General features: G+C 44.7%; 24 protein-coding genes and 1 pseudogene. 11 read left to right on the top strand and 14 right to left on the bottom strand.

What is annotated here, in order from left to right; translation table 11 throughout:
* The first annotated feature begins 197 nt into the window (after positions 1 to 197).
* A complete protein-coding gene (gene pnp, locus ACZ1GZ_RS04370) occupies positions 198 to 2,333 on the top strand; it encodes a polyribonucleotide nucleotidyltransferase (protein ID WP_472667259.1) in 2,136 nt (711 codons plus the stop codon).
* A gap of 79 nt (positions 2,334 to 2,412) precedes the next feature.
* On the opposite strand, the gene ACZ1GZ_RS04375 is transcribed toward pnp, so the two are convergent.
* Positions 2,413 to 2,808, bottom strand: a complete 396-nt coding sequence (locus tag ACZ1GZ_RS04375; RefSeq protein WP_472667260.1) for a hypothetical protein — start codon at positions 2,806 to 2,808, stop codon at positions 2,413 to 2,415.
* A gap of 191 nt (positions 2,809 to 2,999) precedes the next feature.
* Positions 3,000 to 3,551, bottom strand: coding sequence for a fasciclin domain-containing protein (locus ACZ1GZ_RS04380; protein ID WP_472667261.1), 552 nt, complete (start codon positions 3,549 to 3,551; stop codon positions 3,000 to 3,002).
* A gap of 287 nt (positions 3,552 to 3,838) precedes the next feature.
* On the opposite strand from ACZ1GZ_RS04380, the gene ACZ1GZ_RS04385 reads away from it, so the two are divergent.
* From ACZ1GZ_RS04385 to ACZ1GZ_RS04395, 3 genes are all read left to right on the top strand, one after another.
* Positions 3,839 to 4,483: a nitroreductase family protein gene (locus tag ACZ1GZ_RS04385; protein ID WP_472667262.1), complete on the top strand. Its 645-nt coding sequence runs from the start codon at positions 3,839 to 3,841 to the stop codon at positions 4,481 to 4,483.
* Positions 4,484 to 4,556: 73 nt separating this feature from the next.
* The gene (locus ACZ1GZ_RS04390; RefSeq protein WP_472667263.1) at positions 4,557 to 4,910 is read left to right on the top strand and encodes a DUF1428 domain-containing protein; all 354 of its coding nucleotides are present in this window, start codon (positions 4,557 to 4,559) and stop codon (positions 4,908 to 4,910) included.
* Positions 4,911 to 4,986: 76 nt separating this feature from the next.
* On the top strand, positions 4,987 to 5,322 hold the full coding sequence (locus tag ACZ1GZ_RS04395; protein WP_472667264.1) for a PilZ domain-containing protein: 336 nt from the start codon (positions 4,987 to 4,989) through the stop codon (positions 5,320 to 5,322).
* Between the two features lie 38 nt (positions 5,323 to 5,360).
* On the opposite strand, the gene fabI is transcribed toward ACZ1GZ_RS04395, so the two are convergent.
* Genes fabI through fabA form a run of 3 tightly spaced genes read right to left on the bottom strand, consistent with a single transcriptional unit; the run spans position 5,361 to position 7,979 of the window.
* A complete protein-coding gene (gene fabI / locus ACZ1GZ_RS04400; protein ID WP_472667265.1) occupies positions 5,361 to 6,167 on the bottom strand; it encodes an enoyl-ACP reductase FabI in 807 nt (268 codons plus the stop codon).
* A 12-nt stretch (positions 6,168 to 6,179) separates the two neighbouring features.
* On the bottom strand, positions 6,180 to 7,403 hold the full coding sequence (gene fabB / locus ACZ1GZ_RS04405) for a beta-ketoacyl-ACP synthase I (RefSeq protein WP_472667266.1): 1,224 nt from the start codon (positions 7,401 to 7,403) through the stop codon (positions 6,180 to 6,182).
* Positions 7,404 to 7,463: 60 nt separating this feature from the next.
* Positions 7,464 to 7,979: a 3-hydroxyacyl-[acyl-carrier-protein] dehydratase FabA gene (gene fabA, locus ACZ1GZ_RS04410; RefSeq protein WP_472667267.1), complete on the bottom strand. Its 516-nt coding sequence runs from the start codon at positions 7,977 to 7,979 to the stop codon at positions 7,464 to 7,466.
* A 234-nt stretch (positions 7,980 to 8,213) separates the two neighbouring features.
* On the opposite strand from fabA, the gene irrA reads away from it, so the two are divergent.
* The gene (gene irrA / locus ACZ1GZ_RS04415) at positions 8,214 to 8,666 is read left to right on the top strand and encodes an iron response transcriptional regulator IrrA (protein ID WP_472667268.1); all 453 of its coding nucleotides are present in this window, start codon (positions 8,214 to 8,216) and stop codon (positions 8,664 to 8,666) included.
* A 10-nt stretch (positions 8,667 to 8,676) separates the two neighbouring features.
* Here the strand turns inward: irrA and ACZ1GZ_RS04420 are convergent, their stop codons facing one another.
* Complete coding sequence (locus tag ACZ1GZ_RS04420; RefSeq protein WP_472667269.1) at positions 8,677 to 9,222, bottom strand: SH3 domain-containing protein; 546 nt, start codon at positions 9,220 to 9,222, stop codon at positions 8,677 to 8,679.
* A gap of 99 nt (positions 9,223 to 9,321) precedes the next feature.
* Between ACZ1GZ_RS04420 and ACZ1GZ_RS04425 the strand changes: the two genes are divergently transcribed.
* Together ACZ1GZ_RS04425 and ACZ1GZ_RS04430 are read left to right on the top strand one after the other, a co-directional pair.
* Positions 9,322 to 10,323 carry a 2-hydroxyacid dehydrogenase gene (locus ACZ1GZ_RS04425; protein ID WP_472667270.1) on the top strand — a complete coding sequence of 334 codons (1,002 nt, stop codon included), beginning with the start codon at positions 9,322 to 9,324 and terminating at the stop codon, positions 10,321 to 10,323.
* Positions 10,324 to 10,413: 90 nt separating this feature from the next.
* Positions 10,414 to 11,055 carry a PEBP family protein gene (locus ACZ1GZ_RS04430; protein WP_472667271.1) on the top strand — a complete coding sequence of 214 codons (642 nt, stop codon included), beginning with the start codon at positions 10,414 to 10,416 and terminating at the stop codon, positions 11,053 to 11,055.
* Positions 11,056 to 11,117: 62 nt separating this feature from the next.
* Here ACZ1GZ_RS04430 and ACZ1GZ_RS04435 read toward each other — a convergent pair whose 3' ends face one another.
* The 7 genes from ACZ1GZ_RS04435 to mutM all read right to left on the bottom strand — a co-directional run bounded on the left by ACZ1GZ_RS04435 (position 11,118) and on the right by mutM (position 18,459).
* Complete coding sequence (locus tag ACZ1GZ_RS04435) at positions 11,118 to 11,447, bottom strand: hypothetical protein (RefSeq protein ID WP_472667272.1); 330 nt, start codon at positions 11,445 to 11,447, stop codon at positions 11,118 to 11,120.
* 118 nt (positions 11,448 to 11,565) lie between these two features.
* Positions 11,566 to 12,312 carry a molybdopterin-synthase adenylyltransferase MoeB gene (gene moeB / locus ACZ1GZ_RS04440; RefSeq protein ID WP_472667273.1) on the bottom strand — a complete coding sequence of 249 codons (747 nt, stop codon included), beginning with the start codon at positions 12,310 to 12,312 and terminating at the stop codon, positions 11,566 to 11,568.
* A 9-nt stretch (positions 12,313 to 12,321) separates the two neighbouring features.
* Positions 12,322 to 13,476 (bottom strand): DNA replication/repair protein RecF, encoded by a 1,155-nt coding sequence (recF, locus tag ACZ1GZ_RS04445; RefSeq protein WP_472667274.1) that lies wholly within the window; start codon positions 13,474 to 13,476, stop codon positions 12,322 to 12,324.
* A gap of 27 nt (positions 13,477 to 13,503) precedes the next feature.
* The gene (gene dnaN / locus ACZ1GZ_RS04450; protein ID WP_472667275.1) at positions 13,504 to 14,622 is read right to left on the bottom strand and encodes a DNA polymerase III subunit beta; all 1,119 of its coding nucleotides are present in this window, start codon (positions 14,620 to 14,622) and stop codon (positions 13,504 to 13,506) included.
* A gap of 185 nt (positions 14,623 to 14,807) precedes the next feature.
* Positions 14,808 to 16,295 carry a chromosomal replication initiator protein DnaA gene (dnaA, locus tag ACZ1GZ_RS04455; protein ID WP_472668230.1) on the bottom strand — a complete coding sequence of 496 codons (1,488 nt, stop codon included), beginning with the start codon at positions 16,293 to 16,295 and terminating at the stop codon, positions 14,808 to 14,810.
* 819 nt (positions 16,296 to 17,114) lie between these two features.
* On the bottom strand, positions 17,115 to 17,381 hold the full coding sequence (gene rpsT, locus ACZ1GZ_RS04460) for a 30S ribosomal protein S20 (protein ID WP_472667276.1): 267 nt from the start codon (positions 17,379 to 17,381) through the stop codon (positions 17,115 to 17,117).
* Between the two features lie 187 nt (positions 17,382 to 17,568).
* Entirely contained in the window at positions 17,569 to 18,459 is an 891-nt protein-coding gene (gene mutM, locus ACZ1GZ_RS04465; RefSeq protein WP_472667277.1) for a bifunctional DNA-formamidopyrimidine glycosylase/DNA-(apurinic or apyrimidinic site) lyase, read from the bottom strand.
* A gap of 169 nt (positions 18,460 to 18,628) precedes the next feature.
* On the opposite strand from mutM, the gene ubiE reads away from it, so the two are divergent.
* From ubiE to coaBC, 3 genes and pseudogenes are all read left to right on the top strand, one after another.
* Positions 18,629 to 19,405: a bifunctional demethylmenaquinone methyltransferase/2-methoxy-6-polyprenyl-1,4-benzoquinol methylase UbiE gene (ubiE, locus tag ACZ1GZ_RS04470; RefSeq protein ID WP_472667278.1), complete on the top strand. Its 777-nt coding sequence runs from the start codon at positions 18,629 to 18,631 to the stop codon at positions 19,403 to 19,405.
* Positions 19,406 to 20,979, top strand: a pseudogene (ubiB, locus tag ACZ1GZ_RS04475) (2-polyprenylphenol 6-hydroxylase). It begins immediately after the preceding gene.
* Positions 20,980 to 21,043: 64 nt separating this feature from the next.
* Positions 21,044 to 22,450, top strand: a complete 1,407-nt coding sequence (coaBC, locus tag ACZ1GZ_RS04480; protein WP_472667279.1) for a bifunctional phosphopantothenoylcysteine decarboxylase/phosphopantothenate--cysteine ligase CoaBC — start codon at positions 21,044 to 21,046, stop codon at positions 22,448 to 22,450.
* Positions 22,451 to 22,464: 14 nt separating this feature from the next.
* Here coaBC and ACZ1GZ_RS04485 read toward each other — a convergent pair whose 3' ends face one another.
* Positions 22,465 to 22,674 carry a DUF6356 family protein gene (locus tag ACZ1GZ_RS04485; RefSeq protein ID WP_472667280.1) on the bottom strand — a complete coding sequence of 70 codons (210 nt, stop codon included), beginning with the start codon at positions 22,672 to 22,674 and terminating at the stop codon, positions 22,465 to 22,467.
* A gap of 103 nt (positions 22,675 to 22,777) precedes the next feature.
* Between ACZ1GZ_RS04485 and ACZ1GZ_RS04490 the strand changes: the two genes are divergently transcribed.
* Positions 22,778 to 23,251, top strand: coding sequence for an Lrp/AsnC family transcriptional regulator (locus tag ACZ1GZ_RS04490; RefSeq protein WP_472667281.1), 474 nt, complete (start codon positions 22,778 to 22,780; stop codon positions 23,249 to 23,251).
* Positions 23,252 to 23,289 lie beyond the last annotated feature (38 nt).

A 23,289-nucleotide genomic window follows, 5' to 3' on the forward strand; every position in this document is an offset into this window, starting at 1 on the left:
AATTTTCGGATGGGCCGAGAATTGTATTGAACCGGTGGATAGCCCACGGGGCAGGATTACAAGCCGCTTTTAGCCCAAGAGCATTAAAAGCTGCAGATGAAAGCTTCTTGTTGTCTTGCCCGTGAGCACACCAAAGACAAAGAATGACCAAGACTGTCGAGGTTATGGCAGGGGCATTCTGATATGAAGGACTAAATATGTTCAATTCCCACAAAGTGGAGATTGAGTGGGGCGGTCGCCCTCTCATTTTGGAAACAGGTAAAGTTGCGCGTCAGGCCGATGGTGCTGTTATGGCAACTTACGGTGAAACAGTTGTACTTGCGACTGTTGTTTCAGCGAAAAGCGCAAAACCAGGTCAGGACTTTTTCCCACTGACTGTAAACTACCAGGAAAAAACTTTTGCTGCTGGTAAAATCCCAGGCGGCTTTTTCAAACGCGAAGGTCGTCCTAGCGAAAACGAAACATTGGTGTGTCGCCTGATTGACCGTCCAATTCGTCCATTGTTCCCAGATGGCTACAAAAACGAAACTCAGATCATTCTTACAGTTATCCAGCATGACATGGAAAACAACCCAGATGTATTGTCTATGGTTGCCGCATCTGCTGCGCTAACAATTTCTGGCGTTCCATTTATGGGCCCAATCGGTGGTGCACGTGTTGGCTATATCAATGGCGAATATGTTCTAAACCCGCATCTTGATGAGATGGAAGAAACTGATCTTGATCTTATGGTTGCAGGTACTCAAGACGCTGTGTTGATGGTGGAATCAGAAGCTAAAGAACTTCCTGAAGATGTTATGCTTGGCGCTGTGATGTTCGGTCACAAAGGTTTCCAGCCTGTAATTGATGCCATCATCAAATTGGCTGAAGCTGCTGCAAAAGAGCCACGCGAATTTATCCCAGAAGATCATTCTGAGCTTGAAGCAAAAATCATCGGTCTTGCTGATGAAGGCCTTCGTGCTGCTTATAAAATCTCAGACAAAGCTGAGCGTTACAACGCAATTGATGCTGTTAAAGCAACAGTTAAAGAAGCTTTGGAGCCGGCTGAAGGTGAAGAAGCAGAATATGCACCTGAACAAATTGGCGCTGTGTTTAAATCAGCTCAAGCTAAAGTCGTTCGCGGCGATATTCTTGAGACAAAAACACGTATCGATGGTCGTGATTTGGCAACAGTTCGCGCAATTGATTCACAAGTTGGTGTCTTGCCACGTACGCACGGTTCATCTGTGTTTACACGCGGTGAAACTCAGGCACTTGTGGTTGCAACATTGGGTACAGCTGAAGACGAGCAATTCGTTGATGGTCTAACAGGCACAACAAAAGCAACATTTATGCTGCATTACAACTTCCCTCCATATTCAGTGGGTGAAGCTGGCCGTATCGGTTCCCCGGGTCGTCGTGAAATTGGTCACGGTAAATTGGCTTGGCGTGCAATCAACCCAATGATGCCATCAGCTGAACAGTTCCCTTACACAATTCGCGTTGTGTCTGAGATCACTGAATCAAATGGTTCATCATCAATGGCAACAGTTTGCGGTACATCATTGGCGCTTATGGATGCAGGCGTTCCTCTTCAAAAGCCAGTTGCGGGTATCGCAATGGGCTTGATCAAAGAAGGTGACGACTTTGCAGTCCTATCTGACATTTTGGGTGATGAAGATCACCTCGGTGACATGGACTTTAAAGTAGCTGGTACTGAAGCTGGTATCACATCGCTTCAAATGGATATCAAAATCGATGGTATCACTGAAGAGATCATGCAGATCGCTCTTGGCCAAGCAAAAGACGGACGTCTTCACATCCTAGGCGAAATGGCAAACGCTCTAACTGAGAGCCGTGAGCAACTTGGTGAATATGCACCACGCATTGAAATGATGAACATCGCAGTTGATAAAATTCGTGATGTGATCGGTGCTGGTGGTAAAATCATCCGCGAAATCTGTGAAAAAACTGGTGCAAAAATCAACATCGAAGACGATGGTACAATCCGCATTGCATCATCATCTGGCAAAGAGATTGAAGCTGCTAAAAAGTGGATCCACTCAATTGTTGATGAGCCTGAAGTTGGCGTAATCTACGAAGGTACAGTTGTTAAAGTTGCTGACTTCGGCGCATTCGTAAACTTCTTCGGCCCGCGTGATGGTTTGGTACACATCTCGCAATTGGCACAAGAGCGCGTTGCAAAAACAGCTGATGTTGTTAAAGAAGGTCAAAAAGTGTTCGTGAAGCTTATGGGCTTTGATGAGCGCGGCAAAGTCCGTCTCTCAATGAAAGTTGTAAACCAGGAAACTGGTGAGGAAATTCCTCGCGAAAAACCAGCTGAAAAAGAATAATCAGCGCTGACTTGAATAAGAAAACCCCGTCAAATTGGCGGGGTTTTTTATTGCGATATTGAAAGACATTTCAACACTTCTAAGAAAAATATTTTGCTTCGATAATATCAAAACGATGCGCAAAATATGCGGATATGTTTTCAAACATGACGTCTAATAATCCAGCAATCACAGACCCTGTTGCTGCATCAAATGCCATGAGTATAAAGCAACCAAACATGCAGCCATAAACCGACAACTTAAGGTTCTTCATGCTGTATAATTCGTAGTAACCATAGGCATCAAACTCAACGCCAAACCAATGGTCTGATAGTGAGTAATCATCAGAAACGGTTATATTTAAAACGGCACTATCGGATATTTTGTCTGGGTATGGATTCACAAAACCGCGGACCACATGCGCGATAAAACCAAATATCGCAGAAATTGCCAGTGCCGCAGCATAATGAACATAACCAATTTCATGCATTTCCATAAGCTTTTCCCCATCAATGGCTTTTGGGTATATAGCAAAGGAAAACTTCGTTTCGCATAAGGATTAAGTTAAAAATTTAATCACTTCATATGCGTGAAAACCCATCATCAGTTAAGATGATGGGCCTCTTAGACGTCTTACGAACTGCGATTTGCAAAACGTCCTTGGAGATTTAAGCTTCGCGATTTGTCTTATTTTGGAAGTAGGACATCATCGATCACGTGGATCACACCGTTTGACTGGTTAACGTCAGCGATCGTCACTTTAGATGCTCCACCGCTTTCGTCAAAAATGTAAACGCTGCTGCCATCCAATTTCGCTGTAAGCGCATCACCACTTACGGCGTTGAAGTTATAAGCGCCGCCGTTTGATTTGATTTTTGCAACCAAATCAGACGCTGAGATTTTTCCGGCAACAACATGTGATGTTAGAACTTTTGTCAAAGCATCTTTGTTTTCAGGCTTTAGCAATGTTTCTACTGTGCCTTCAGGCAATTCCGCAAAACCTTCATTGATCGGCGCGAATACAGTAAATGGGCCATCTGACATCAATGTATCAACGAGACCAGCAGCTTTTACAGCAGCGACCAAAGTTGTGTGATCTTTTGAATTTACCGCGTTCTCAACAATGTTTTTGTCAGACAACATTGGAGCGCCACCGACTTCTGGGTTCATTGCATAAGCTGAACCAGTGGTGATAGCGATTGCCGCGATTGATGTTAGAATTTTCGAACGAATGTTCATTGAATTTCTCCTTTTCTGTCTTGATGCCTTTTGCATCTGTTCTGATTGATGCGCATTGCATCGACATTAGAAACAACGGCTTGCGGAGATAAAAAGTTTCAATATGTTTTCGATAAAGGGAAATTTGTAAGTATACGCTAACGATAACTTGCTAAAGATTATGCAGTTAAATCATGTTTGTAATTCGCTGATTTGGTAGAGTTGAGTTGTCTATCTCAGGCTGAAAATATAGAGTAGTGACGAATATAGAACTGATGAATTTCAGCTCAGATAGGATACATCGCTACATGACTGATACCAATTTAATTGCGCAAATTATGCGTAAGCGTCAAACCAGCAAAGTTCTAGGCGATATTGATCAGCCTCTTGAACCAACGGGGTTAACGAGGCAAGAGATTGATCAATGGCTGGAGGCTGCAGGCAACGCGCCATTTCATTATCAGGCAGAGCGGATTCATCGAGAAAACCTGACCTCGCAAGTTCCATGGCGGATGTATAAGTTAGATGCAAATGCCTGTCGCGATTTGCTATCTGATTTAAAGCAGAGCGCACCTGAAGCTGGAAAAATTTTAAACATGTTGGCGGCCTGCGATGCGCTTATTCTGGCCACCTGGACCCCAGATGTGTGCGAAGATGATGATGTAATGTTTGAGGGCACGGAGCGTAATATGGAGCATATTGCTGCCGCATCAGCAGCTGTGCAGAACCTCATGCTTATGGCGACTGACGCGGGATATCGAACCTATTGGTCAAGCGGCGGTGTATTGAGAACAAAGGAAGTTTTTAATCGCATTGATATTCCGCTTTGCGAAATTTTGCTGGGAGCGATTTTTATATATCCCGAAGACGTTGGTGCTTCCGAGATTAAAGAGGGTAAGCTCAAAGACGCACGCGGTACGATTAATGATTGGTCTCGTTGGGTGAGCGTTTAGGAATTGTGTCCGGTGTGCTGAGTTAAAAAAAGTGATATCATCCATGCTCACTTTAGCAAAAAGGAGTGAGTTGATGTCTTATATTCAAGGGATGTTAATCCCTGTACCATTTGACAAGAAACAAGAATATCGTGAGCTTTCGATTAAATCGGCGCCAATTTTTATGGAATATGGTGCGCTGCGCATCATGGAAGGTTGGGGTGATAATCTTGTCGATGGTAAAGTGACAGATTTCAAAAAGTCCGTGAAGGCCGTTGACGGTGAGAATGTTGTATTTTCCTGGATAGAATGGCCAGATAAAAAGACCTATGACGAGGCTGTCAAAAAAATGGAAACGGATCCCAGATGGGAGATGTTTGACGAGATGCCGTTTGATGGAAAGCGGATGATTTGGTCGGGGTTTGAAACATTATTTGAAGCAAAATGAGGGAGAGTTCTTTTACCTCATCTTTACCCTCAATTATTAGGCTTCAACAATAGGATATCGAATCGGATAGATTTATATGGCAATGTTTATTGGAGAAAAAAGGCGTCGTGCGCGTCGTCGGCAGAGACTGCAAATGGCTGCAGCAATCAGTGCACCATTGGGCAAAGCTTTTGCCTATATTACAGATCTATCTGAGCACGGAATGCGCGTTACAATGGCCAAAGATATTCAGGTTAAGACGGGAGATGAAGTTTCCGTTTATACGCGGGAGATGGGTTTTTTACATGGTAAAGTGACATGGCAAAAGTCCAAAACCTTAGGTGTTCAAATCCACACCAGCACAAATACATACGCGCAAACTCTATCTGCCGTGCGTGAAGCACAAGCAGAACATCGCAAACAATTGCTTTAAGATAAAAAACAATGCCACAAATGGCATTGTTTAGTGTGTTATTTTTCGTCCATTTCGCTGAGCGTTTCAAGCGTCGGCATAGACGTCACATGATAACCTGAATCCACCATATGTACTTCACCAGTCACGCCATAGGACATGTCAGATAACAAATAAAGTGCAGACTGCCCTACATGCTCAATCTGGATCGAACGACGAAGCGGTGAGTTCTTTTGCTGCCAGGAATACATCGCACGTGCATCCCCAATCCCAGCGCCTGCAAGTGTTCTAACGGGACCTGCTGAGATTGCATTCACACGAATACCGCGCGGTCCATAATCCGCAGCAAGATAACGCACACTGGCCTCAAGCGCAGCTTTTGCGACACCCATGACGTTGTAGTTTGGCATAACACGTGTTGAACCTGCATATGTCAGCGTCAACATAGAGCCGCCATCTTTCATCAGACTTGCAGCGCGTTTTGCAACTTCCGTAAAGGAAAAGCAGGAGATGACCATGGTTTTGGTGAAATTATCACGGGTGGTATCTGCATAAAGGCCTTTAAGCTCACTACGGTCAGAAAAACCGATGGCGTGCACAATGAAATCAAGCCCACCCCATTTCTCTTCTACAGTCTTAAACACCGCATCAACAGTTTCTAAATCTTCCACATCACATGGGATGAGGAGGTCAGAACCGATCGATTCCGCGAGTGGCTTAACACGTTTTCCAAAAGCTTCACCCTGATAGGTAAATGCAACTTCGGCACCGGCATCACCAAGTGCTTTGGCAATGCCCCATGCTAGTGAGTGATCATTGGCAACACCCATCACGATGCCGCGTTTACCCTTCATAACCATGCTCATAACAACAGACCCCTAACCGTTATAACGACGCATAGCGAGTGTCGCATTTGTGCCGCCAAAGCCAAATGAATTTGAAATTGCAGTATCAAATTTCGCGTCGTCGATGCGTTTGCGAACAATCGGAACATCTGCAAATTCAGGATCAATTTCCGTAATGTGAGCACTCTCGCCAATGAAGTTACCGTTCATCATAAGCAATGTGTAGATTGCCTCCTGCACGCCAGTTGCGCCCAGTGAGTGACCAGTTAGCGATTTTGTCGATTGTATATGTGGTAGTTTTTCACCGAAAACTTCTTTAATCGCACCGATCTCTTTAATGTCACCCACACCTGTTGAAGTGCCGTGTGTGTTGACATAATCAACGTCGCTATCAACAGTTGAGAGCGCCATTTTCATCGAACGTACAGCGCCTTCGCCTGAAGGTGCCACCATGTCGTAGCCATCGGATGTTGCGCCGTAACCAACGATTTCACCATAGATTTTTGCACCACGTGCTTTGGCATGCTCAAGTTCTTCCAAAATAACAATACCGGCACCACCTGCGATGACAAATCCATCGCGCGTTGCATCATATGCACGAGAGGCGCTTGTCGCATCATCATTGTGCTTTGAAGACATTGCACCCATTGCATCAAACAAACATGACATTGACCAATGCAGGTCTTCATGACCACCTGCAATCACAATATCTTGCTTGCCCCACTGGATAAGTTCAGTTGCATTACCAATACAGTGTGCAGATGTCGAACATGCAGATGAAATTGAGTAGTTCACACCATGAATTTTAAACCAGGTTGCAAGTGTTGCAGATGCGGTTGAGCTCATGGCTTTTGGCACAGCAAATGGTCCAATTCGCTTCGGGCTACCTTTTTCCTGAACAATATTTGCAGCTGTTAGGATCTGGTTTGTATCTGCACCACCGGAACCCACTACAATACCGGTGCGTTCATTTGTAATTTCGTTTTCTTCAAGCCCTGCATCTTCCAAAGCTTCTTTCATTGCCAAATGGCTCCACGCGCCGGCGCGTGATAAAAACCGCATGGCTCTGCGATCAACATGTTCTGTTGGATCAACAAGGTTTGGCTCACCCCAGACTTGGCTTCGGAACCCATGTTCTGCGAAACTTTCTGAAAATGTAATGCCTGATTTTGCTTCTTTTAATGAAGAGCGTACTTCATCAACTCCAGTGCCGATTGAGGAAATAATCCCCATTCCTGTCACAACTACACGCCTCATATATTACCCTCTCCGTTTGGGTTTAACTTTACCAGTATATTTTAGGTAAGACCCAGAAATTTATGCTTTTTCTTTAAATAGACCAACACGCAAATCTTTTGCGGTGAATACAGTTTCGCCATCGGCTTTAACCCAGCCGTCAGCAATGCCCAGAACCAATCGGCCCCGCAGAACGCGCTTGAAATCTATGCCGAATTCAACGAGCTTTGTTTCAGGTGTGATCATACCAGTAAATTTAACTTCTCCAGTTGATATAGCGCGGCCTTTGCCAGGCTCACCCAGCCAACCGAGATAAAATCCTGTCAATTGCCACAGGGCATCTAGCCCCAAACAACCAGGCATGACCGGGTCACCTTCAAAATGACATGGGAAGAACCAAAGATCTGGGTGAATGTCGAACTCAGCGCGGATAACGCCTTTATCATGCTCACCACCAGTTTCAGAAATATTGGTAATTCGATTGACCATCAGCATTGGTGGCAATGGCAGTTGCGCATTACCCTCACCAAACATCTCACCATGGCTACATGTGAGAATTTCCTCATAGGTGAAACTGGACTGCCTATCTGTTGTCAAAAAACTATCTCCCATATTCTTCAACTTACGTTTTCGTAAGTTTAAATTTATTCGATTTGCCTTCAAGACGATCAAACATATTAAAATCTTAAATATTATATACCCGAATAACTCAACATGATCCCAGAAACCAGTGTTAAAGGGCAGAAAGTAGCGGATAATAGAAACTATTGCATGCTAATCCCAGAAAAGTTATATGCTTATATAAGAAATTTGTATTTAGGTTAGAAGTGAATGACTTCAAATAGTGAAAAAGATGGCAATTGTAAGGACGCATCCACATGTGATTGCCTGTCCGCAACGCGTCTTCGCTCAGTGGGGTTGCGCCCAACACGTCAGCGCGTTGCGCTCGCAGAACTCATTTTTGAGCGTGGCGACCGTCACTTAACAGCAGAGCTTTTGCAAGAAGATGCTTCCGCAAGCGGATTGTCATGTTCTTTGGCAACAATTTACAACACACTACATCGTTTTAAAGATGCAGGCATGCTGCGCGTTTTGTCCGTCGATTCGAATAAAACCTACTTTGATACGAACGTATCAGATCACCATCACTACATTGTCGAAGGTAGCAATGAGGTTATGGATATCGATTCAAGCGATATCAATGTTTTGGGTTTGCCAGAAGTGCCTGAAGGAATGGAAATCGCAAATGTTGACGTAATTGTTCGTTTGCGTCCTAAATCCTAGTTTTATTAAATTAGTTGAACGCTTCTTTGGGGTAGACGCCCCAAAGTTCTTCCTGTGATGCCCAGCCTTCGACTTTATCGACGCTGATTTCACACCATTCACCATTACACTGTTCAATTTTGGCGATGACGCCCGGTTCTAGTTTAGCTTTAATGGCGCTGTTTTGTGTCGCTTGCGCATGCACATTGATATATGAAACAGGAGATTTTCCGCGCATCCAGGGGGCGGCAACCGCACTGCGTTCACCGCTTAATAGTGAGTGGAATACCCAACCTTCGGTGCCTTCAAAATCACGCACACGGCGCCAATTGTCATATTCCTGAATGATTTCCATAGGGATAGAAGACTTGGTATATAACCAAGCAACTTTGTAACTTTGTCCCGGCCCAACACGCATATTCACGCGTTTTGCTTTTAAACTCACAAAGCGCGGTATTGGTAAGCCACTGGCACCCTTTTGGGTTGTTTGTGCGTAGCTATCAATATGACCAAAAGTGAGAAAAGTTATTGCACTTACGCAAAAAACAGAAATTATATGGCGAGTTGTTGTTGTCATTATGCAAAGGTCTGTTAGAGAATAGTGGCGTTAGTTTTTCCAGATCATAATATTCTCGCATCTTGGTTAAAGATTTGTTTACAAAAGGTTTGATCTATCGTGGCTGCTAAGCAAAAACCAAAAGTTTATATAACACGTAAGCTTCCAGACCCCGTTGAAAAACGGATGATGGAACTTTTTGACGTGGAAATAAATATTACAGATCAACCACGAAGCCGACCTGAACTGTTAGCTGCAATTAAGAACGTTGATGTTTTGGTGCCAACAGTATCGGACATTATCGATGCTGAGTTGATATCTCAGGCAGGCCCATCTTTGAAATTGATCACCAATTTCGGAAATGGCGTGGATAATATCGACATCAAAGCGGCACGGTCAAAAGGTATCATCGTCACCAATACAGCGAATGTTTTAGATGAAGATACCGCTGATATGACGCTTGCGCTTATCCTTGCAGTGCCGCGCCGTATTGTTGAAGGTGCGCAAGTGCTTACCAGCGGAGAGCCTTGGCAGGGCTGGTCGCCGACATGGATGTTGGGCCGATCAATCTATGGCAAAAAACTTGGTATCATCGGCATGGGACGTGTGGGCACTGCCGTTGCAAAACGCGCAAAAGCCTTTGGTCTGGATATCCATTACCACAATCGCCAGAAGATTGATCACACAACACATGAGCAACTTGAAGCGACGCACTGGACTGATCTTGATGAAATGTTGAAGACGGTCGACATTGTATCTGTCAATTGTCCGTCAACGCCTGAAACATATCATTTGCTATCAGCTGACCGTATCGCTCTGATGAAACCAGGCAGTTACATTGTTAACACCGCACGTGGTGAGATCATTGATGAAGATGCGATGGTCCGTGCATTGCAGGACGAAAAAATAGCCGGTGCCGGTCTGGATGTTTTTGAACATGAACCTTCGGTAAACGAAAAACTCGTTCAGTTGGCTAGAAGTGGCAAAGTCACAATTATGCCGCATATGGGCTCTGCAACAATTGAGGGCCGGATCGATATGGGCAATGCGGTTATCATCAACATCCGCACGTTTTTTGATGGTCATAGACCGCCTGATATGGTGCTGCCTGGTCAGGACTAGGTTACAAACCTAAACAATAATTAACTTGGGCTGGTTGTCCAATTGCGATATTCTGAACATGTTGGTGGCACATATCAGGATAACTTTACGATGAAAAAACTTCTTTCAACTGCATGTATTTTTGCAGGCCTTTTGGGTGCGGCACAAGCTGAAACTATCAGCGTTGATGTCTGGGCAGATAACTGGTTTTCATTTTATTCAGGCGAAACAAAAGTCGCCGAAGATTCAGTTCCAATCACAACAGAACGCTCGTTTAATGCGGAAAGCTTCTCATTTGAAGCCGAGCGTCCATTTGTATTGAACTTTATAGTCAAAGATTTCAAAGAAAATGACTCTGGCCTTGAATATATCGGCTCTCGCCGGCAGCAAATGGGCGATGGTGGTTTCATTGCGCAATTCAAAGATGGTGCGGGACAGACGATCGCGGTAACTGATTCAAGCTGGAAATGTATGGTCACACATAATGGACCTGCAGATAAATCCTGTGAGAAAGAGTCAAATCCAATTGCGGGTCAAGGTAAGTGTGCATTTACGCAAACAGCTGAACCAGATGGTTGGAAATCTGCATCTTTTGATGATTCATCATGGATGAACGCAACCGAATATTCCGAGCGCGAAGTTAGCCCGAAGGATGGTTATGACCGCGTCAACTGGGTTAGTGATGCTGAGCTGATCTGGGGATCTGATCTTGAAACTGACAACACTTTATTGTGTCGCAAGGTTATAAACTAATCTAAATTAAAAAACCGACCGGGTTTTATAATCCGGTCGGTTATGATGTAAGGTTGGAGAAATTAGTTGCCAGCCACACGGCCTTCTGGGCGATATTTATCCATCACACTATCTAATTTTGCATTTGTAATGGACGGGTTGGCTTCTTGAAGGCACGGAAGCAGGATCGCTTTGTTTGCGCGTTCGCGAGCCCCTGATGCCTTGGTTCCTTTTGGTGCTGGATTGACATTGTGAAAACACGCAACAAATTGTTGTGTTGTCACATTAAGATCCGCTGCAATAGCGGCAACTGGTCGATTTGGGTCATTACGTTTCATTGTCGCTGCATTCACTGAAGTTGCCGCAACTAAGCCGGCCATGAGTGATACGATAAGTGTTTGAGTTTTATTCATAATTTCAATCCTCTCTTGTGTTCGTTTGACACCTTGAGGATGTTGGTAAAGCACAATGAACTCAAGTTACAATGCAGTCATGTACCATTACGTTTTCGCAAGATCGGATCGGTGAAGATTACTTTTTCTTAACGCGGCCGTAATTGATTTCATCAAATCGAGCGGATAAACCATCATATAGCATTAGGCGGCCAATCAGCGGTTCGCCAATTTCTGTGATGAGCTTGATCACTTCCATAGCTTGCAGCGTGCCGATAACACCGGTTAATGCCCCGATGATCCCAGCTTCTGCGCAGGAAGGGAGTAAACCATCGGGCGGTGCATCCGGATAAAGATCATATATGGACGGATTGTCATTTTCATAAGGTTTGAAGACTGTAATAGAACCGTCGAAGCGACCGACAGCTGCCATGACCATTGGGATTTTTAATTCAGAAGCTGCATCCGCCAAAACATATCGCGTTGCAAAATGGTCGGCGCCATCAACAACCAGATCATATCCGGAAAGAAGGTCTTTCGCATTCTCATTGGTAAGTCTGAGAATATGTTCGTGAACAGTGACGTTTGGGTTAATACGTTTCACGCTTAGAGCTGCACTCTTTACTTTCGGTGCATTTATTTGTTCGCTATCATGGATGATTTGGCGTTGTAGATTAGAGAGCGAAACATGATCATCATCGATGATGCCGATTGTGCCAACCCCGGTTGCTGCTAGATACGCAATGACCGGAGAGCCCAAGCCACCAGCACCTAAAACGGCAACCTTTGCAGCTTTCAGCTTTTGCTGCCCGGAGCCGCCAATTTCAGGCAAAATAATATGACGGGCATATCGTTCAATTTCAGAACCTTCTAATTTTTCACCCATCTTACTAGCCTAACCAACTGCGGTAAGTTGCCCATCTGAAACACTAAAATATTGCGCGCGATCGCCCAATGCATTGAACATAGTTCTATCAGTGCCTGTCATAAAGGCCTGACAGTTTAAATTATCAATTAAGTCAAACAACGCAGCACGCCGTTTTTCATCCAAATGCGCTGCGATTTCATCCAGTAACAGGATGGGCGCATAGCCAGTAAGGTTTTTTACCAGCCGCGCATGCGCTAAGATGAGACCGATGAGCAGTGCTTTTTGCTCGCCTGTTGAGCAGCTTCCCGCGGGCATATTTTTCTTGTCATGAAACACAATCAGATCTGCTTTATGCGGACCACTTAGCGAACGACCCGCAGCAGCATCGCGATAGCGGGTATCACGAAGATATTCAATGAAGTTTTGCTCTTTATCTACCGCAGGTAGATCACTTTCACCCATCTCAAATCCATCAAGGCTCAAAAGTGCTTTCGGGAAACTCTCATCCTCAGAATTTACATTCACAAGCCCGCTGAGCATATTGATAAATTCATGACGGGCAGAAGCGATCGCAATGCCAAGTTCCGCCATTTGTTGCTCAATACCGTCAAGCCATACAGGATCTAATCGGCCTTCTGACAGTAATTTATTGCGGCTGCGCATAGCGCGTTCATAAGATAGTGAGCGCTTGCCATGGCTTGGATCAATTGCCAAAACCAATCGGTCTAAAAAGCGCCTGCGATCACCTGCACCTCCTGTGAACAATCCATCCATGGCTGGGGTCAACCATAAAATACGCGCATGATCGAGCAATTCATCATTTGTTTTGGTATTTACACCATCGATACGAATGCGCCGTGATCCAGGCTCATCAATGCTTAGACCCGTACCAATATCAACCTCACCAATCATACCCTCAATTTTGGCAAATACAGAAAATGCACCATTGCCCTCTGATACGTCTTCTTGTCCAAGTGTTGATCGATAAGGAAAATCGACATAGGCACTGCGCCGAATGCCGCGACCAGGAGTAAGCAAGGAAACAGCTTCCATTAAATTGGTTTTGCCGGACCCGTTTTCACCCGTTAACACCACATGATGAAAACTAAAATCTTGTTTTAGAGTGAGATAGTTTCGAAACTTATCAAGCTTAAGCTGTGTGATGTGAACTTTATCGGTCACTTATCAAAGCGCCTTTTAAACAAGCCTTTAAACGCGCATCGGCATGAGGACATAAAGCGCATCATCACCGGCAGTATCATGAACAAGTGTTGGTGAACCCGGATCAGCTAATAAGAATACAGCATCTGTACCAGACAGCTGATTGGTAATGTCCAAGAGGTATTTCGCGTTAAAGCCAATATCAATTGGATCATCATCATAACCAACGGCTAATTCTTCTGTCGCAGTTCCAGAATCTGGATTGTTGACAGTTAACGTTAGTTGACCATCTGACAATGCGAGTTTGACAGCACGGCCGCGCTCAGAAGAGATGGTTGAAACGCGATCAACAGCTTGCGAGAAAATAGCGCAATCAAGCGATAGCTTTTTATCGTTACCTGATGGAATAACGCGCTGATAATCAGGGAAGGTTCCATCGATAAGTTTTGACGTCATGACAACGCTTCCGATTGTAAGGCGAATTTTTGCCTCGGACACTTCAAAGGTAATAGATAGATCTGGATCATCAACAAGCTTTTGCAGCTCACCCACAGTCTTGCGCGGAATGATGATGCCGGGCATGCCTTCTGAACCACTTGGTGCATCAATATCTGCACGTGCCAGACGGTGTCCATCCGTTGCAACCGCACGAAGTTTTAAACCATTTTCTGTGTCGATTGTGTGAATGAAAATACCATTGAGATAATAGCGTGTTTCTTCCGTTGAGATCGCGAACTGCGTGCGATCGATCAGCATTTTGATGTCTGTAGATGCGATGCGGAAGGTATTGCTGAAAGCACCAGCAGGTAGATCAGGAAAATCAGCTTCTGATAGACATTGCAAAGAGAAGTTTGAGCGGCCAGATGCAACCGTCATTGTTTTACCATCTGCATCAGTGGACAAAAGCACTTCAGCACCATCAGGTAATTTACGAACAATGTCATAAAGCAAATGTGCAGGCACTGTTGTCGCGCCCGCTTGTTCAACCATCGCAGCTGTCGCCTCGGTGATTTCTAAATCAAGGTCAGTTGCTTTCATCTCAAGGCTCGCTTCATTTGCGCGAAGCAGGACATTTGACAAGATCGGAATGGTGTTACGACGCTCAACTACGCGATGCACGTGGTTGAGGGATTTTAACAGGTTTGAACGCTCTAAAGTAACACGCATGATCATATACCAATATTGTTGAAGCCAATGTCAGCCAAATTTCGGACGAAGCAAGAAAATTGCCTCCAGATTGTATCGTACAACCGGATTTACAATTTGCCGATTCCCTTGGTGAAATGCAAGAGAAACAAAATATATAGGATATGCTTTCCCCAGTAATGGCCGCTTTTGCGGCCAAGAAGGCTCTATTCGTTGATCAGACGCTTTAGCAACTCAACTTCATGCGAAAGTTTTGAATCCTTGTTCATAAGGTCTTCAATTTTACGAACAGCATGAAGAACTGTTGTGTGATCACGGCCACCAAAACGACGACCGATTTCCGGGAAAGAACGCGGTGTCATTGTTTTTGCCAGATACATTGCTATCTGGCGTGGCTTAACGATGACGCGTGTTCTGCGATTGGAAACAAGCTCCTGACGCGACACATTAAAATGGCGTGAAACAACGCGTTGAATATCCTCAATCCGAACACGCTTAGGTTCACCCGTGTTGACCAAATGTCCCAGCAACGCATCAACGCGCTCAATGTCTAGATCCGGTTCAAAGCTACGACGGAACATAAGCTGGTTAAATGCACCTTCTAGTTCGCGGCCGCTTGATGTGATTGTGTTGGCGACATGTGCTAAAATCGCTTCCGGAATATCTAAGTTTGGATCGCTCTGCTGTGCGATTTCCAAACGGTTTTTCAAGATGCGTAAACGCATGTCGTAATCCGGAGCCTCAATCTCGATAGCCACACCACCCTGTAAGCGGGAGCGAACACGAGGATCAAGTGATTCAAGTTCCCATGGTGCTCTATCTGCGGCAACAACAACTTGCTTGGCGGAATCGAGTAACATGTTTAGCAGATGGCAAAACTCATTCTGAATAGACTTGCCCTGCAGGAACTGCATGTCGTCAATGATCAAAAGATCAATGTCACGAAGAGATTCTTTAAATGACAAGGCGTCCTTATCACGAATAGCAGATGCAAAACGCCACATGAAGTATTCAGCGGTGAGATACACAACCCGTGTTGAGGGATTGTTTTGGCTCGCAGCGGCTGCAATGGATTGCAATAAATGCGTTTTACCCAAGCCAACATTACTGTGAATGAAAAGCGGGTTAAATCGTATCGCACCCATACCAGATTCAGAGATTGTTTTCGCAGCAGCGAGCGCAACACGGTTGGATGCGCCTTCGATATAGGTTGAAAAATCAAAGCGATTATCTAAAGGCGAGCCAATCACCTTCGCATTTGATACATCACTGCGCTGGATCGTACTTTTTTGATCCAAAGCAAACATGCGATTTGGGGCCGCATTTGCTGTTTCTTCAATTCGAGTTGACGGGCCTTTAAGCTGCTTTGGCGCATCATCTGCATCTGATGCCATATTCGCTGTTGGAATACGTGTTGCAGAGCGCACAACGATCTCAACTTTCATGATCGCATCATCTTCTGTTTGAAACAGTTCCGTGATCACATCTAAGTATTTATTGTTAATCCAGGATTTAAGAAAAGTTGTCGGAACGGATAGGCGATAGACATTGCGAGACGCGGAATGAAGTTTCAATCGACCAAACCAGCTGGTGTAAACTTCTTGGCCAACCTTTGCTTTTAGGCGCTTTTGAACGCGCTCAAAATTTTTGGTTGCATCTTCGATGGATGTTTCGCTCACTGGTAATGATGACACTGAAGCAGCTACTGTATTGTTTTCCATTTGGAAATTAGCGTTAAGTTCCTGCCAGCTATTTCCATCGCGCTTGGTCATCATGTCCAATATTATCCCCTCGTTACCCTTTTTAAACCGCCGCCACATGCATCGAATTTGATTAAAATTTTCAATTCAAATCCGCAACTGATTGATTTGTTTATCATTATTTTAAAAAGGGGACGTTGAGTTCCCATTAAAATTTGACAATAAACAACACACCAGACGCAACGTGGCCCAGATACTACAAATACTCATTACTATAAATTGCACATCAGAATAATGCGCGATCAAAACCCCCGAAGGATTGGCAATTAGATATTAGATATCATCCGCCGCCAAACTTCCCCTCAAAATTTCTGTCCCTATTTATGCAGGATGGGACAAGAATTTCAAGCTCGAAAATTTACGAAATTTTAACGTTTGGGCCTTGACTCGTGTCTAAATTGGGCGCGGGAGATGGGTAGATTTTTCTAGCTTATTGGATTCATTGGGAATTAATTTTTTTAACCAAAAATTTCCATTGTGAAGTTTTTTTGACATTTTTTTGTCAATCGAATTTGTGGTCAAAACTGGCACACTATTCTTGGCATTTATCGCTATAGTACTTCTTCCATAGGCTATAATTTATCATCGGTAATTTTTTGGGACGCGCAAGAATCGTATTTTTTTGATCCGGTGATAGTTTGAAAATCACATCAGAAACACGCGTGTTTAAATATGTTGCGCTGCAAAAATTTTCTAACACAAAAAACCCGACACATGGCCGGGTTAAGCGTAATAACAAATTGTATTTGCTGATTAAGCAGAAACTGCTTTCACACGTGCAGCAAGTCTTGAGATCTTGCGAGACACTGTGTTGGCATGCATGACGCCTTTGCTTGCAGCGCGCATCAATTCAGGCTGTGCAGCGCGAAGTGCTTCGCTTGCAGCCTTTTGATCGCCTGAAGCAATTGCTTCTTCTACTTTACGGATGAAACCGCGAACACGTGTACGACGTGATTTATTAACTTCTGTGCGAGCTGCAATTTTGCGAGTTGCTTTTTTCGCAGATGTTGTATTAGCCATAAAATTCTCTCATTCAAAAACAAGCTTTCGCAAAGGCTAAAGTGCCTTAGCACATGACATCTCAACGAAAGCAAGAATTAGTTGATGGTCCAAACCCATCTATTCATCGCTGGCGTATAGCGGGTAAGTACAAAAAGGTCAATCTGCAAAAGCATTTTTTTTATGATTCACACCTAACACTTAAGAATTAGGTTTGGCACTTTGGGCAATAAAAGCTGGATCGACCACTTTGGGTGATCCTTTCTATTACACCTTTACATTTTTGGTGCTGGCAATCGGCCCCTTCTCTGCCGTATGCATTAAATTGATGTTGGAAATAACCCATTTTCCCGTCTGTTTGTATGTGGTCATTTAAGGTGGAGCCGCCGGCCTTGATAGCGTCTGCGATCACATCATGTATATGAGTTGTTAACGAGGTCAGTTTCGCTGTGGGTTTGCCGGCTTTTGTGACTAAAGTGGAAGCTTTACGTTTTGGCGATATCTTTGCCCGCCACAAAGCTTCGCATACATAAATATTGCCCAAGCCGGCAATGATGCGTTGATCCAATAATACGGATTTCATCGGCGCGTTTTTAGATTTCAATTTATGGGCAAGATATTCAGCGCTCACGCCATTGCCAGTAGGTTCCGGTCCCATATCTTTAAAATAAGCATGTTCATCCAATTCATTCAGTGGGATAAGCAGCATAAACCCAAACCGTCGCGGGTCGTTATATATGACCTTGGCGCTCTGACCGTCATTATCCAGATAAAATACCACGTGATCATGTTTGCTGTCTTTAGATTTCTCATGCGCGAAATCGCCTGGCTGATCTTTGTCTGCACCTTGAATGATCCTGAAAGAGCCGGACATACCAAGATGTGAAACAATCGTCAGCTCATCATCCAGAACAAAGATCAGGTATTTTGAGCGACGCTTAATATCCAAAATCTTGCAATTTTTGATGCGTTCAACAAAATTTTCACTAAAGGGAAAACGAAGATCTGGTCGATTTTGATCAGCATCGATGATTTTTGCCCCGTGCATGACGGGTTCAAGGCCACGTCGGACAGTTTCGACTTCAGGTAATTCAGGCATGATTTCTCCCGTCAATTGGCCGACATATATCAGACTTTAGATTGAATTATTTGCTTAAATTGCAGATAAAAATTTTTAAGGTCTAGATTCAATTGTCACATAGTGCTTTTCACTTTGATAAACTATATCTATATCAAGAAATAAGTAATTGGTGAGCAAAGAGGTTTTCATGTCTACAGAGCGGGTTTCAACAGATGGCGGCATGCAGACGTCCTATGGATTTCAATCCGTAGAAGAAGGTGAAAAACAAACGCTGGTCAATGATGTTTTTCATAAAGTCGCCAAGCGCTATGATATCATGAATGATGTGATGTCAGGTGGGCTGCACCGCGTTTGGAAAGATGCGATGATCACAACGCTCAATCCTCGCAAAGATCCTAACTATAGGTTTTTAGATGTCGCTGGCGGCACGGGCGACATCGCATTTCGAATTGTAAAAGCATCAAGCAATCAAGCAAATGGTGTTGTGCTGGATATTAATGGTTCGATGCTGTCGGTTGGTGAAGAGCGTGCCGAAAAACAGAACTTGTCCAATAATTTGGAATTCGTTGAAGCAAACGCTGAAGAATTGCCTTTTGAAGACAACAGTTTTGATGCTTATACAATTGCCTTTGGTATTCGCAATGTGCCGGACATCGACAAAGCATTGCGCGAAGCTTTTCGCGTATTAAAGCGGGGTGGTCGACTGTTGGTTTTAGAATTTTCAGAAGTCGATGTGCCGATCCTAGATAAATTTTATGACGCCTGGTCATTCAATGCGATCCCAAAATTTGGTGGCGTCATCACCGGTGATCAGGAGCCTTACCAATATCTGGTGGAATCTATCCGAAAGTTTCCAAATCAGGACGACTTTGCTGCGATGATCTCACGCGCTGGTTTTTCTAATGTGTCTTATAAAAATTACACCGGCGGTATTGCGGCTCAGCATTCAGGCTGGAAGATCTAAATGGCATCCATTGCAACATATTTCCGTCTCGTTCGGGATGGTTGGGTGCTCGTGCGCGAAGGTGTCCTCTCTGAGCTCCTAACAGAAGAAATGGGGCAGGAGGCCAAGTGGCTCGGGCGTTCGGCGAGCATATTTGCAAGGCGAAAGAAAAAAATGCAGGGCGCAGTGATCGTTTGGCCAAAGGTGTTGGCAGGCTCGGCCCTTCCTATGTAAAGCTCGGCCAGTTTTTGGCGACACGCCCCGACGTTGTGGGCGCTGAGATCGCCGCAGATCTGGGTTTGCTACAAGATCAGATGTCATCTTTCCCGCGTGCTCAATCTATCGAAGCGATTGAAAGCTCTTTAGGTCGTAAGATTGATGATTTATATGTATCGATCGATGAACCAATTGCTGCAGCATCGGTGGCGCAAGTACATCCTGCGAAGATCGATGAAAACGGCGTTGAGAAAAAAGTCGCTGTTAAAGTAATCCGTCCCGGTGTGCGCAAACGTTTCAAGCATGATTTGGAAGTGTTTTATCTGGTCTCAGAGCTTCAAGAAAAGTTCATTCCATCTGCGCGGCGTCTAAAACCAGTTGAGGTGACGCGTACTTTGGAGCAGACGACCAAGATAGAAATGGATCTGCGCCTTGAGGCTGCAGCTCTCTCCGAAATTGCAGAGAATACAGAAAACGATCCGGGATTTCGTGCGCCAAAAGTTGATTGGGAGCGTACGGGCCGGGATGTGCTGACAATGGAATGGATTGACGGCATTAAGATGTCTGATGTTGAAGCTATCAAGGCAGCCGGTCATGATTTAAATGCGCTTGCTGAAACGCTCATCCAATCTTTCTTGCGTCACACATTGCGTGATGGGTTTTTCCATGCGGATATGCATCAGGGAAATCTATTTGTAGACCCTGACGGCATGATTGTCGCTGTAGATATGGGTATTGTTGGACGTTTAGGTTTTAAAGAACGCCGCTTTTTGGCAGAGATCATTTTCGGCTTTATCACGCGAGATTATCTGCGTGTTGCGCAAGTTCATTTTGACGCTGGTTATGTGCCGGCAAAACATAATGTTGCGAGCTTTGCGCAGGCCATCCGCGCAATTGGTGAGCCTATCCACGGTCAGTCGGCTGAGACGATTTCAATGGCAAAGCTATTGACGCTGCTTTTTGAAGTGACAGAGCTCTTTGATATGGAAGCAAGATCTGAACTTGTCATGCTGCAAAAAACCATGGTTGTGGTTGAAGGTGTTGCGCGTACGCTTAATCCCAATTTTAATATGTGGAAGGCATCTGAAGGTGTTGTCAGCGATTGGATTAGAACAAATCTCGGTCCAGCGCGCATTGCCACTGATGTAAAAGATGGTTTCATCGCGCTTCACAGAATAGGGCGTATGGCACCAGAAATTGCCAAGCAAACTGAGAAAATGTCGGAAGAAATTTCGCATATGACCGAACATGGTTTGCGGTTTGATGATGAGACGGCTGAAAATATTGGTCGCGCTGAAGCCAGGCATTCAAGATCCGGACGCATCGCGCTTTGGGTCATTGCAGCAACATTGGTCTATATCGCTATAAATCTGATTTGATTGCAATGATTGCAAATAGCCACTATATTTGATTGCAATGATATCAAATATAGGATGATGAGCCATGGCTAGTCTGACAATTCGAAATCTTGATGAAGATATAAAGCAAAACCTGCGCGAACGTGCGGCGCAAAATGGCCATTCCATGGAAGAGGAGATGCGTCTGATTTTGGCGGGCTTAGATCAAGCCCCAGATACGCCATCCTCAAAAAAGACTGCTGCATCCGTCCCGGCACTCAGCCCTTTCAGTTCAGAAGTGCTCCAGGATAAACATATACTGCTCATTATTTCGGGAGGCATTGCTGCCTATAAATCTCTAGATTTGATCCGCCGTTTGCGCGAGCGTGGTGCGCATGTGCGTCCGATCATGACCCAATCAGCAGAGGAATTTATCACGCCGCTCAGCGTTGGCGCTTTAACAGCTGATCATGTTTATACCGAATTGTTTTCGCGAGAAGACGAGCAAGATGTTGGGCATATCAGATTGGCCCGTGAATGCGATATGATTGTTGTTGCGCCTGCGACTGCTAATTTAATGGCGAAAATGGCTCATGGGCGAGCTGATGATTTAGCGTCTACAGTTCTGCTTGCAACGGATAAGCCTGTACTGATTGCGCCGGCAATGAACCCACATATGTGGCACAACAAAGCGACGCAAAGAAACGCGAAAATATTGTCCGCAGATGGTATTCATTTCATCGGGCCGGAAAGTGGCGAAATGGCAGAAAGCGGCGAAGCAGGTAAGGGCCGTCTGTCGGATACATTTGCAATCATCTCAAAAATGCTCGAAATCCTGGATGATCGCCCCAAGCCGCTTTTGGGTAAAACAGCGATTGTCACGTCAGGACCCACGCATGAACCCATTGATCCGGTGCGCTACATCGCCAATCGATCATCCGGCAAGCAAGGCCATGCAATCGCAGCTGCGCTCGCCGATCTTGGCGCAAGCGTGAAGCTCATTTCTGGACCGGTGAATATTCCTGATCCGGTCGGTGTTGATGTGATCAAGATCGAACGTGCTGAGGAGATGCTAGATACAGCTTTGCAATTATTGCCTTGCGATATTGCTGTGATGGTTGCTGCTGTGGCTGACTGGCGCGTCGCCGGGGCTGCAGGCGAAAAGATCAAAAAGAAAAAGGGGCAATCCGTTCCAACATTTGATCTGGTGGAAAATCCGGACATTTTAAAAACGGTTGGTCATCACAAAAAACGGCCCTCCATTGTGGTGGGCTTTGCTGCGGAAACGCAAAACCTGATTGATAATGCGACCGCTAAGCTTAATAAAAAAGGCGCGGACATGATTGTTGCAAATGATGTGTCTCCAGAAACTGGGATTATGGGTGGAGACCGCAACAGAGTGAGGATTGTCGGCCATGAAGGAGTGGATGCATGGCCTGATCTATCCAAGGAAGATGTTGCTATGCGTCTTGCAAAACTGGTTGCGCAAAAACTTTTGGAGCTAAGCGTTTAATCCGTCAGCCGCGTCTAGCGATTGTGAATGCGCGCATACATGTCCTTGATCATATTGCCGGCTGTTTTTTCAAACAGAAATGGCAAGATCGAGTGAATGAGTGCAGCGCCTGCGGCAAGAAATAGCGTTAAAGAAAACTTGCCGGCAAATGCCATATGCTCGAAATAGCTTTCATCAACCGAATTAGGGTGTTCAGTAAACAGTGTTTTAAGGCCAGTTTTCATAAGTTGCTCCATTTATTTATTAAGGGCATTATGGCAGGAATTGCGCAGATTGTTGTCTCAAAATTCTCTTTACTTTACCTAAAAATGGGATATACATCCCGATATGGGTTACAAAGATCATTATGATGCTCAAATATTGAGCGAGTTGCAAAAAGATGCCTCATTATCGGTTGAGGCCTTATCTGAACGTATTGGCATGCCGCGCAACACATGTTGGCGTCGTTTAAAACAGCTCGAAGCCAGCGGCATCATCAAGGCACGCGTTGCAGTTCTCGATGCGGAATTGGCAGGTTGCGGGCTCTCAGTGTTGATCTTTATACGTACGGCAAATCACGATACGGATTGGTTTGAACAATTGCGCAAAACCGTTATGCCGATGCCAGAAGTCGTTGGCTTCTACCGCACGTCAGGTGAAATTGATTACGTCCTGCGCGCGCGCGTTAGCGATGTAAAGGCCTATGATAGATTATATCAAAAATTGATCAAAAAAGTGCCGCTTGCTGACGTATCTGCCTCCTTCATTATGGAAGAGGTAAAGGATGAAACGGCTATTCCGCTCGGTGAATTGTCGACTTAGTATTTCTGATTGTTGCAATTTCAGACACAAATTGTCGT

The organism is Lentilitoribacter sp. JB5-8 (assembly GCF_055693385.1).